The 11738-nt window shown below is 65.6% G+C and carries 7 protein-coding genes and 1 pseudogene; 5 read left to right on the forward strand and 3 right to left on the reverse strand.

Features of this window, described 5'->3' with window-relative positions:
* Nucleotides 1-137 precede the first annotated feature (137 nt).
* The 5 genes from KAK06_RS01905 (at nucleotide 138) to KAK06_RS01925 (ending at nucleotide 9340) form a co-directional block, all read left to right on the forward strand.
* Entirely contained in the window at nucleotides 138-1691 is a 1554-nt protein-coding gene (locus KAK06_RS01905) for a class I SAM-dependent DNA methyltransferase (RefSeq protein ID WP_210800063.1), read from the forward strand.
* Nucleotides 1681-2949, forward strand: coding sequence for a restriction endonuclease subunit S (locus KAK06_RS01910; RefSeq protein ID WP_210800064.1), 1269 nt, complete (start codon nucleotides 1681-1683; stop codon nucleotides 2947-2949). Before KAK06_RS01905 ends, KAK06_RS01910 begins: the two co-directional genes overlap by 11 nt.
* Nucleotides 2949-4673, forward strand: coding sequence for a DUF8451 domain-containing protein (locus KAK06_RS01915; protein ID WP_210800066.1), 1725 nt, complete (start codon nucleotides 2949-2951; stop codon nucleotides 4671-4673). The genes KAK06_RS01910 and KAK06_RS01915 overlap by 1 nt, the downstream gene beginning before the upstream one ends.
* 303 nt (nucleotides 4674-4976) lie before the next feature.
* Nucleotides 4977-6158 (forward strand): Fic family protein, encoded by a 1182-nt coding sequence (locus tag KAK06_RS01920; protein ID WP_210800067.1) that lies wholly within the window; start codon nucleotides 4977-4979, stop codon nucleotides 6156-6158.
* On the forward strand, nucleotides 6155-9340 hold the full coding sequence (locus KAK06_RS01925) for a type I restriction endonuclease subunit R (RefSeq protein ID WP_210800069.1): 3186 nt from the start codon (nucleotides 6155-6157) through the stop codon (nucleotides 9338-9340). The genes KAK06_RS01920 and KAK06_RS01925 overlap by 4 nt, the downstream gene beginning before the upstream one ends.
* A gap of 296 nt (nucleotides 9341-9636) precedes the next feature.
* Here KAK06_RS01925 and KAK06_RS01930 read toward each other — a convergent pair.
* The 3 genes and pseudogenes from KAK06_RS01930 to KAK06_RS01940 all read right to left on the reverse strand — a co-directional run.
* Nucleotides 9637-10560, reverse strand: a pseudogene (locus KAK06_RS01930) (IS5 family transposase); the annotation flags it as partial.
* A 27-nt stretch (nucleotides 10561-10587) separates the two neighbouring features.
* Complete coding sequence (locus KAK06_RS01935; RefSeq protein WP_210800072.1) at nucleotides 10588-11409, reverse strand: IS3 family transposase; 822 nt, start codon at nucleotides 11407-11409, stop codon at nucleotides 10588-10590.
* Nucleotides 11406-11720 carry a DUF1153 domain-containing protein gene (locus KAK06_RS01940; protein WP_210800074.1) on the reverse strand — a complete coding sequence of 105 codons (315 nt, stop codon included), beginning with the start codon at nucleotides 11718-11720 and terminating at the stop codon, nucleotides 11406-11408. Before KAK06_RS01940 ends, KAK06_RS01935 begins: the two co-directional genes overlap by 4 nt.
* Between the last annotated feature and the right edge of the window lie 18 nt (nucleotides 11721-11738).

Raw genomic sequence — 11738 nt, forward strand, 5'->3', positions numbered from 1 at the left:
TGCTTCGCGCCGCCAGTGGAACTGTCCGATCGCGGGTGGACACTTCGACAAGGCCATCGCCCCGCGGGCCGAACCGCCGCCCATTGCTAGACTGAGCCGCCTGCACACCGACGCCGGCCGACCAAGAACAAGCCCGAATGATCGACGACCTGAAGAAGACCCTCTGGGCCACCGCCGACAAGCTGCGCGCCAACATGGACGCGGCCGAGTACAAGCACCTGGTGCTGGGCCTGATCTTCCTGAAGTACATCTCCGACACCTTCCAGGCCCGTCGCGCTGAGCTGACGCTGCGCTTTGCCAACCCGGCCGACGAGTACCACTTGGACGGTGCCACGCCCGACGACATCGCCGCCGAGCTGGAAGACCGCGACTACTACCGCGAGGCCAACGTCTTCTGGGTGCCCGAGGCGGCGCGCTGGGAGGCCATCCGCGCCGCGGCCAAGCAGACCGACATCGGCAAGCGCATCGACGACGCGCTGAGCCTGATCGAGGCCGAGAACCCCAAGCTCAAGGGCATCCTGGACAAGCGCTTCGCCCGCGCCCAGCTTCCTGACGGCAAGCTGGGCGAGCTGGTGGACCTGATCTCCACCATCGGCTTCGGCGAGAGCGCGGCCACTGCGCGCGATGTGCTGGGCCAGGTCTACGAGTACTTCCTGGGCATGTTCGCCAGCGCCGAGGGCAAGCGCGGCGGCCAGTTCTACACGCCGCGCAGCATCGTCAAGACGCTGGTGGCCGTGCTGGCGCCGCACCACGGCAAGGTGTACGACCCCTGCTGCGGCAGCGGCGGCATGTTCGTGCAGAGCGAGGAGTTCATCCTCAGCCATGGTGGCCGGTTGGGCGACGTGGCCATCTTCGGCCAGGAGGCCAACCCCACCACCTGGCGCCTGGCCGCGATGAACCTGGCCATCCGTGGTATCGACTTCAACCTCGGCCGCGAGCCGGCCGACACCTTCACCAAGAACCAGTTCCCCGACCTGCGCGCCGACTTCATCCTGGCCAACCCGCCGTTCAACATCAGCGACTGGTGGCATCCCAGCCTGTCGGGCGACGCTCGCTGGGAGTACGGCGACCCGCCCCAGGGCAACGCCAACTACGCCTGGCTGCAGCACATGCTGTGGCACCTGAAGCCCGGTGGCCGCGCCGGCATCGTGCTGGCCAACGGCAGCATGAGCAGCAGCCAGAACAACGAAGGCCAGATCCGCGCGGCGATGGTGGAGGCCGACGTGGTGGAGGTGATGATCGCGCTGCCAGGGCAGCTGTTCTTCAACACGCAGATCCCGGCCTGCCTGTGGTTCCTGGTGAAGGACAAGCAGCAGCGCCGCGGCGAGGTGCTGTTCATCGATGCGCGCAAGCTGGCCACGATGATCAGCCGGGTGCAGTGCGAGCTGAAAGATGAGGTGATCGAGCGCATCGCCGGCACCGTGGCGGCGTGGCGCGGTGATGTGGGCGCGGGTGAGTACGTTGACACGCCTGGCTACTGCCGCAGCGTGGCGCTGGCCGAGATTGCCGAGCACGGGCATGTGCTGACGCCGGGGCGCTACGTGGGCGCCGAGGCCGTCGAGGACGATGGCGAAGGCTTCGAGGCCAAGATGCAGGCGCTGACCGAGAAGCTCGGGGAGCAGATGGCGAAGGGGGCGGAGCTGGATGCGGTGATTCGGCAGAAGCTAGGCGGGCTTGGCTATGAGTTTTGAGTGGCGGCCGTTCACCGAGCTTCTCGCGGCCATCGTCGATAACCGCGGCAGGACTTGCCCGGTTGGCGATGCAGGTTTGCCGTTGATCGCCACGAACTGTATCGACGACAGCAGCCTCTATCCGCGCTACGAAACGTCACGCTTCGTAGCGGACGAGACCTATAGAACCTGGTTCCGCGGGCACCCTATGCCGGGCGATATTTTGTTTGTGTGCAAAGGCAGTCCTGGCCGCACAAACTGGTGCCCTGATCCAGTGGACTTCTGTATTGCCCAAGACATGGTCGCAGTACGGGCCGACCTTGCGAAGATCTCACCGAAGTACCTTTTCGCTGCACTTCGTTCGTCGTTGGTTCAAGCGCAGATCAGCAACTTGCATGTCGGAACAATGATTCCGCACTTCAAGAAGGGCGATTTTGGCAAGCTCCGCATCCCTGTTCCTGATGCCGGTGCCCAGGCTGAGATCGGCGATTTCTATTTCGACGTCTCTATGCGCATCGCCCTTCTGCGCGAAACCAACGCCACCCTCGAAGCCATCGCGCAGGCGCTGTTCAAGTCGTGGTTCGTCGACTTCGATCCCGTTCGCGCCAAGAGCCAAGGCCTCGCCCCGGCCGGCATGGACGAAGCCACAGCAGCCTTGTTTCCGGAGGGGTTCGAGGATTCAGAGAAGGGACCAATCCCTCGCGGCTGGCGCTGGGTCAGCCTTCGAGATGTCGTGAGCATCTACGACTCGAAGCGCATCCCGCTGTCAGGCCAGGAACGCGCAAAGCGACGCGGCCCATTTCCGTATTACGGCGCTGCCGCCCTGATGGACCATGTCGACGACCACCTCTTTGAAGGCACTCACGTGCTGGTTGGTGAAGACGGATCTGTCACGCAGCCCGACGGAATGCCGGTGCTCCAGTACGTATGGGGCAAGTTCTGGGTGAACAACCACGCGCATGTTCTTCAAGGTGCCCATGGCATCTGTACTGAGCACGTGCTCCTTTCGCTACGCAGCACCAACATCCAGCATCTCGTGACCGGTGCTGTGCAGGCCAAGCTCAGCCAAGGGAACATGTGGCGAATCGACTTCATGCTTCCATCGAGAGAAGTCGCAGGTGCGTTCGCTTCGATCATTGGGCCATTGTTCGCGCGGTTTCGGCAGAACGCGGAGCAAGCACAGTCGCTTGCCGAGGTTCGCGATGCGCTGCTCCCTCGCCTGATCTCAGGTCAGCTCCGCCTGCCCGAGGCCATCGCCGAAACCGAGGAAGCGCTCTGATGTCCGTCCCGCATGCCGCCGACCTGCTGCGACTGCTCGACGAGTTGAACAGCCAAGTCGCCGACGACCTCGAAAGCGAGTTCCTTGACTTCAAGCCTTGGCAAGGGCCGAAGGAAGACCTCAAGCTGGCGTGCGAATACGCGGCCTGCTTTGCCAATGCGGGAGGCGGCGTGGTGGTGTTCGGCGTGGCCGACCGGGTGCGCGGTCGCGCACAGGCGATCCACGGTGCGCGCGGCCATGACCTGGATGTGTTCCGACGCGGCATCTTCGACGGCACGCGGCCGGGCGTGTTGGCCGAGGTGTTCGAGCTCGATGTGCCGGAGGGCACTGGCAAGCTGCTGGTCGTGCGCGTGGCCGAAGGCGATAGCAAGCCCTACGGCACCGCGGCAGGCCTGTTCAAGCAGCGCATCGGCAAGAACTGCATGCCGCTGGATCCGGTGAGCTTCCAGCGTGCGCAGGTGCGCAGCGCCGCTGTGGACTGGAGCGGCGCGCCGGCCACGGGGGTTTCGTTGACGGACCTCGACCCCTTGCAGATCGAACGCGCCCGCCAGGTGCTTCGTAGCAAGGCGCCGTCGTCGGGGCTGCTGGAACTGCCGGACGAGGCCTTCCTCAGCGGGTTGGAAGCCTTGCGCGATGGGCAGGTCACCCACACCGGCCTGCTGCTGTTCGCGCGGCGCGAGGTGCTGGCGCAGCGCTGCCCGCAAGCCCAGTTCCACTATGTGCTGCATGACGGCGAAACCAGCGTCGCGCGCAACGACATCGAGCGCCTGCCGCTGCTGGAAGCGGTTGACAGGATGGAGCAGGTGTTCACGGGCCCGCTGAACCCCGAGAAGGAAATTGAGCTGGGCCTGTTCAAGCTGCGCGTCCCGCAGTTCCCGCTGGAAGGTGTGCGCGAAGCGGTGCTGAACGCACTGACGCACCGCGACTACCTGAACCCCGGCGAAGTGCTGGTGCGGCATTCGGCCGGCGAACTGGTGGTGACCAGCCCCGGTGGCTTCGTGGCCGGCATCACGCCCGACAACATCCTTCGACACGAAGCCGTGCCTCGCAACCGTACCTTGGCCAATGCGCTGGTGAAGTTGCGGCTGGTGGAGTCATCGGGCATTGGGCGGCGGCGCATCTTCCGTTCGGCGCTGGTGTACGGGAAGCGCCGGCCGGAGTACCAGACCGACGGCCACTCAGTGACGCTGCGCATGTTCAACCGGGAGGCCCACGACGCGCTGGCGCGGCTGATCGCTCGCCTCGATGCGCAGGGGGCCGAGGTGGCGCTGGACCAGTTGCTGGTGCTCGATGCAATGATCGGACAGGACTTCATCGACATCGGGCAGGCCGCCCAGGTGCTGCAGCTCGGCAAGGACGACGCCCGGCGTGTGCTGGAGCCGATGTGCCTCCCGCCGCTGAGCTTGCTGGAGCGGCGTGGCCATACGGCAGCCGCCACGTTCCACCTGTCCAAGGGCGTCGCCAAGGAATTGAAAGGCAAGGCTGCCTACACCCGTACGCGTGGCCTGAACCCGATCCGCTACGCGGAGATGGTGCGCGAGTACTTGCGCGACCATCGCCAGATCGAGAACGCCGAGTTGCGAGAACTGCTGGGGTTGGGCGACTCGGCGTCGGCGCAAGTGGAGGCGTCGCGCTACCTGAAGAAGTGGAGTCAGCCCGATGGGTTTCTGGACCGGCAGCGGGTGCGGGGCACCTGGGTCTACACGCTGAGGGTGACGGCTTAACAGACCACTTAGCAATCCGGCCTAGTGCCTGCGCTTTTCCGGAAATCTCTTTGAAATCAAAGGCTTGGCGCTTAGCTTGTTAAGCGCACTTGCTAAGTGCCCAGGACGCCTGCAGACCAGAAAGCGAAAAGCCCCGGCGAACCCACCGAGGCTGTAGCGCCAACCAGGAACCCCCGATCCACTTGGCCCGAGAGTGTACGGGCGCTGGCGCCGCGGTCCTCCGCAAGCCTGCTTTCGAAGCCTTCCCATAAATTAAAGAACGCTTTACTATGGTCGCCGGCTGCTCAAGCCAGCTTTCATACGATGCGCACCACCGGCACCACCGTCACCACCACCACGCTGGGCGAGGCGGTGCAGGCCTTTGTGCCCCATGCGCTGCCGCCTGCCGATCCGCCGCTGGCGCCGGAGAGCTACGCCGCCGCCAACCACCGCGCCGAGATGGCCCTGGCCCGGCTGGCGGGCGTGGCCGGCCTGGTGCCCTCGGTCGACTGGCTGCTCTACAGCGCCATCCGCAAGGAGGCGCTGCTCACCTCGCAGATCGAAGGCACCCAGGCCACGCTGACCGACTTGTTTGACGACGAGGCTGGCCAGGTGCTGGCCAACACGGCCGATGTCGAGGAGGTGACCAACTACCTGCGCGCCTTCCGGCTGGTGCGCGACAACCTGCGCAGACCGACCGGCCTGCCGATCTCGGTGCGGCTGCTGTGCGATGCCCATCGGCTGCTGCTGGACGGCGCACGCGGCGCCGGCAAGCAGCCGGGCGAGCTGCGGCGCTCGCAGAACTGGATTGGCGGCACCCGGCCGGGCCGCGCCACCTTCGTGCCGCCGCCACCCGACCGGGTGCCGGCGCTGCTGGCCGACCTGGAGCGCTTCATTCATGATCCGGCGCCTGCGCTGCCGCCGCTGCCGCCGCTGGTGCGGGTGGCCCTGGTGCATGTGCAGTTCGAGACCATCCACCCCTTCCTGGACGGCAACGGGCGCATCGGCCGGTTGCTGATTGCCGCCTTGCTGGAGCAGTGGGGCCTGCTGCCCGAGCCGCTGGTCTACCTGAGCGGCTACCTCAAGCAGCACCAGGCGGAGTACTACCGGCGGCTGTCGGCCGTTCGCAGTACCGACAAGGAAGGGGGTGACTGGGAAGGGTGGGTTGCCTTCTTCCTCGATGGCGTGGAGGCCGCGGCCACCGACGCCGAGCGCGGCATCGTCGCGATGGCCAGCCTGATCAACGCCGACCGCAAGCGCCTGTTGGCCGCGCCCCGCGTGGGCGCCGTGGCGCTGCGCCTGTTCGAGCTGCTGCCGCTGATGCCGCGCTTCACCATCGAACAGGTGCGCCAGAAGCTGGACACGACCTTTCCTACCGCTACCGCTGCAGTGAAGCTGCTCCACGACTTGGGGATACTCACCGAGCTGACGGGTCAGAAGAAGAACCGCCTGTTCAGCTACGCTGCTTACGTCGAACTGCTCAGCGAAGGGACCTGGCGCCCATGACGGAGGACCAGCTCGAACAGGAGTGCCTGGCATGGCTGGCCGACGTGGGCTGGCAGCACCGCCATGGGCCGGACATCGCGCCTGATGGCGACGCACCCGAGCGCGACAACTACCGCCAGGTGCTGCTGCTGGGGCGCTTGCGCGCCGCGGTGGCCGCGCTGAACCCGACCGTGCCCGCAGCGGCCCGTGAGGACGCCGTCCGCCAGGTGCTGGACCTGGGTACGCCGGTGCTGCTGGCCGCCAACCGCCACTTCCACCGGCTGCTGGTGGGCGGCGTGCCGGTGCAATACCAGCAGGACGGTGAGACGCGCGGCGACTTTGTACGCCTGGTGGATTGGGCCAACCCGCTGCGCAACGAGTGGCTGGCCGTCAATCAGTTCTCGGTCACCGGGCCGCACCACACGCGCCGGCCCGACATCGTGCTCTTCGTCAACGGCCTGCCGCTGGTGCTGATCGAGCTGAAGAACCCGGCTGACCTGAACGCCGACGTGTGGAAGGCCTTCCACCAGATCCAGACCTACAAGGCGCAGATCCCGGACATCTTCCAGACCAACGAGGTGCTGGTGGTGTCCGATGGCAGCGAGGCGCTGCTGGGCTCGCTCTCGGCCGACAGCGAGCGCTTCATGGCCTGGCGCACGATCGATGGCGTCGCCCTCGACCCGCTGGGCAAATTCCATGAGCTGCAGACACTGGTGCGCGGCGTGCTGGCGCCGGCCTACCTGCTCGACTATCTGCGCTACTTCGTGCTCTTCGAAGACGATGGCCAACTCGTCAAGAAGATCGCCGGCTACCACCAGTTCCACGCAGTGCGGTCGGCCATTGCTCAGGTGGTGACCGCCTCGCGTCCGAACAGCGACGCGCGGCTGCGCGGCAAGGGTGGCGTGGTCTGGCACACCCAGGGCAGCGGCAAGAGCATCACCATGACCTGCTTCGCGGCGCGCGTGATGCAAGAGCCGGCGATGGAGAACCCGACCATCGTCGTCATCACCGACCGCAACGACCTGGACGGCCAGCTCTTTGGCGTGTTCAGCCTGGCGCAGGACCTGTTGCGCGAGCAGCCAGTGCAGGCCAACACGCGGCAGGAGCTGCGCGCACTGCTGGGCAATCGTCCGAGCGGTGGCATCGTGTTCGCCACCATCCAGAAGTTCATGCCGGGCGAAGACGAGGACATCTTCCCGCTGCTCTCGGACCGCCACAACATCGTCGTGATGGCCGATGAGGCGCACCGCACGCAGTACGGCTTTGAGGCGAAACTGAAGACACCGAAGTCGGCGCCGAGGGCATCGAGCGCACTGACAACGGGCGATGGCCAGCCATCCGAGCACCGGGCCGAGTTCGCGCCGAACGCGAAGTACCAAGTGGGCTATGCGCAGCACCTGCGCGACGCGCTGCCCAACGCCACCTTCGTGGCCTTCACCGGCACGCCGGTGTCGGGCGAAGACCGCGACACGCGCGCGGTGTTTGGCCACTACATCAGCGTCTACGACATGCAGCAGGCCAAGGAAGATGGCGCCACCGTGGCCATCTACTACGAGAGCCGGCTGGCCAAGCTGGGCCTGAAGGACGACGAGATGGCCACCATCGACGACGAGGTGGACGAACTGGCCGAGGACGAGGAAGAGAGCCAGCAGGCCAGGCTCAAGAGCCGCTGGGCAGCGCTGGAGAAGGTGGTGGGCGCCGCGCCGCGCATCGCCCAGGTGGCGGCCGACCTGGTGGCGCACTTCGAGGAGCGCAACAAGGCGCAGACCGGCAAGGCCATGGTGGTGGCCATGAGCCGCGAGATCTGTGTGCATCTCTACGACGAGATCACCCGCCTGCGACCCGACTGGCACAGTCCCGACCCCGAGCAAGGCGCCATCAAGATCGTGATGACCGGCTCAGCCAGCGACAAGGCGCTGCTGCGGCCCCACATCTACAGCGCGCAGGTCAAGAAGCGGCTGGAACAGCGCTTCAAGAATCCGACCGACCCGCTGCGCCTGGTGATCGTGCGCGACATGTGGCTCACCGGGTTTGATGCGCCCTGCGTGCACACGCTCTACGTCGACAAGCCGATGAAGGGCCACAACCTGATGCAGGCCATCGCGCGCGTGAACCGCGTGTTCAAGGACAAGCAGGGCGGCCTGGTGGTGGACTACATCGGCATCGCCAACGAGCTGAAGTCGGCGCTCAAGGAATACACCGCAGCGCAGGGCCGCGGCCGGCCGACGGTGGACGCGCACGAGGCCTACAGCGTGCTGGCCGAGAAGCTGGACGCGCTGCGCGGCATGCTGGCCGGCACGAACGGGTATGGCTTCGACTACAGCGACTTCCTCACCGGCGGCCACAAGACTTTGGCCGGGGCGGCGAACTACGTCTTGGGTCTGAAGGATGGCAAGAAGCGCTTCGCCGACCTGGCGCTGGCAATGAGCAAGGCCTTCACGCTGTGCTGCACGCTGGACGAGGCCAAGGCCGTGCGCGAGGAGGTCGCTTTCTTCCAGGCCGTGAAGGTGATCCTGACCAAGCGCGAGATCAGCGCGAGGAAGAAGTCGGACGAGGAGCGCGAACTGGCCATCCGGCAGATCATCAGCTCGGCCGTGGTGTCCGAGGAAGTGGTCGACATCTTCGACGCCGTGGGCCTGGACAAACCCAACATCGGCATCCTGGACGACGCCTTCCTGGCCGAGGTGCGCAACCTGCCCGAGCGCAATCTGGCCTTGGAACTGCTGGAGCGGCTGCTCGAAGGCGAGATCAGGTCACGCTTTGCCAGCAACGTGGTGCAGACTCGAAAATTCTCGGCCATGCTGGCCAACGTGGTGCAGCGCTACCAGAACCGATCCATCGAGGCCGCGCAGGTGATGGAAGAGCTGGTGGAGATGGCCAAGAAGTTCCGCGAAGCCGCATCCCGCGGCGAGCAACTGGGCCTGAACGAGGACGAGGTGCGCTTCTACGACGCCCTGGCCAACAATGAATCGGCCGTGCGCGAGCTGACCGACGACACCCTGAAGACCATCGCCCACGAACTGGCCGAGAACCTGCGCAAGAACCTGACCGTCGACTGGTCCGCCCGCGAGAGCGTGCAGGCCAAGCTGCGGCTGATGGTCAAGCGCATTCTGCGCAAGTACAAGTACCCGCCGGACCAGCAGGAGGCGGCGGTGGAGTTGGTGTTGCAGCAGGCGAGGGCGCTGGGGGAGGCGTGGGGTTGACCGTGGAGCTTACACGGCGGCCGGTCCAGTAGTTGTCCTTGCTGACCGGCCTGGGCCCCGGAAAAGCATGCTCTGTTGAGGTCTATGAGTGAGGCGTTGGCACCGAAAAGTCTGCTACAGCTTCGGATACTACCTTTAGCAACAGCCCTCCAAATAATGCTATCAGCTGGATGGTTATGATCTCCAATAGGGGCGGAAGGATGACTTCCATCATCATATGGTCCGCAAATGCGTAAACCATCGATGCTGCTCACCACGTGAACTCCTTCAAGAATCAGTAGTCGGACCTGCGAATTTCAATTCCCAACCCCGACGGAGCCCCAACGCCGACGCAGCGTTGACGGCGACGGGGCCCCAAGCGCCGTCGCCATGGCGGCAGTGACCCGCTGCACGACGAGTGCCAGCAACGCCAAGGCGCAGTAAACGCCGGCCAAGCCAAGACGGGCGATCGCCCGCAGCAGCCAACGGATGTTGAACCCGGCCGCGCACAGCACCGCATGCAGCGCGTCGCCCTCGCTGCCCTTGAGCCAGCAGCGGTCCATGCGGTGATCGGCCTTCAGGTGCCCGATGGCCGGCTCCACGGCCTGGCGCCGCCGCAGCCAGGCGCGCTGCTGGGTTGTCAGCGTCTTGCTCTTGCCCCGGTGAACGAGCTGCACCGGAGCAATGTCGGCATCAACACCGCGGTAGCCCAGGTCCACCATCGCGGTGCTGGGCTTCACGCCGATGTCTTGCAGCAGTGTGCCCGTCTGCTCCAACTGTGCAGCCAGTGTGTGGCCGTCGTACGGGTTGCCGGGGAAGCTGCGTGCGCCGACCATCAGGCCGTGTCGGTGGGTCACCGCCACGCTGACCTTGACGCCGAACTCGTAGGGCTGACGCGCGTTGCCTTTGCCGATGCACTCGACTTCCGGAGCGTGCAGCGCATACAGCTTGCCCTTGTCGTGCGGCTTCTGCGCATGCAGCCGCTCGGCGCGGTGGAGCCAGACCGTCAGCGGATCTTGCGCCGACTGCGGCAGGGCCGTCATCTTGCGCCGCACCTCGCGCAGCAGGCTGCCCAGGATCGTGCGCTGACGGCGCAGCACGCGCTTCAGACGCTTGAACTGCTTGGCGTGCGCATAGCCGGCCGCCCGGCGGCGCAGCGTCTTGCCTTCGCGTTCGTGGGTGAGCTTAAGCGCGATGCCGGCTCGCTTGGCCAGCCGGGCGATCTTCTCGCGCGCCACCTTGTATTGACCCAGCAGAACCTGCTCAGTTCAAGCCGCTATTGCATAAGCCTCAGCGGGGGTCCTCATGTTCAGCGCCTGGTGAGGGCGCCGGTGGTTGTAGAAGTGGATCCAGTCCCCGATCAGGCGGCTGGCGTGCTGCAGTGACTCGAAGCGGTGCCGATGGACGCACTGCTCCTTGAGGGTGCGGATCACACGCTCGACCAGGCCGTTCTGCTCCGGGCTGTGGGGCGTGATGAACTCCTGCTTCAAGCCGTAGCTGCGCACCAGCGCCGTGAAGCTGCGGCTTGTGAAGACCAGGCCGTTGTCTGATCGCAGCAGGAATGGCGCTGGCACCCGGCCCAGCGTGCCGAAGCGGGCAATCAGGGCCTGCTCCAGCGCCGACTCGGCGGTCTTGGATCGGCCGCTGCGCGACAGGTGCCAGCCCAGCAGCTCCCGGCTATGGCAGTCGATCACCAGCGCCATCGTCGTCCAGCCATCCCGCCCTGCCCAGACGCGGCACATGTCCGTGGCCCAGCGCTCGTTGGGCGCCTGGGCCACTGAAGGCAGTACCTGGATGCGGGGCCTGAAGCCCACGGGCCGGCGTCTGACCTGCCAGCCCTTGAGCTGGAAGATGCGCTGCACCGTGTTCTTGTTGAACCCCAGCAGATGCGCCACCGTGCGGTAGCCAAAGGAGGGGTTCTCCTCGATCATGGCCTTGATGGGCTGAACGAGCCGCTCCTGCACCTTGGGCGCTGCCTTGACTGGGCGGTAGTACACCGTGCGCCTGGGTACATCGAACCACCTGCACAGCTTGCTGATCGAGACGGTGATGCCATCGGCTTGCAGTCCCTGGTGGATCGTCTCGATCACTTCTCGTCCTCGCCCAGCAGGGACTGCAATTTTTTTCGGGCACGCAGCTCCAGCATCGCTTCGCCGTAGGCCTCCTGAAGGTCCTTGAGCTGGCGCTCGTACTGCTCGCGTACATCCTGCGGGTTGGCCTTCAGGGCGTTCTCCATGCCCCGGCGGCCATCCTCCATCCAGCCCTCGATCTCCGAGGGAGGCAGGTCATAGGTCCGGCTGGCCTCGGCAACGCTGGTTTTGCCCTGGATGATCTCCAGCACCAACGCTGTCTTGCGCTTGGCCGTCCAGCGCTTGATCTCTTCGTCCATCAACGTACTCATGGTGTCGTCCTTTCGACA

The sequence above is a fragment of the Ideonella aquatica genome (assembly GCF_018069755.1).
In the GTDB taxonomy this organism is placed as follows: Bacteria; Pseudomonadota; Gammaproteobacteria; order Burkholderiales; family Burkholderiaceae_C; genus Ideonella; species Ideonella aquatica.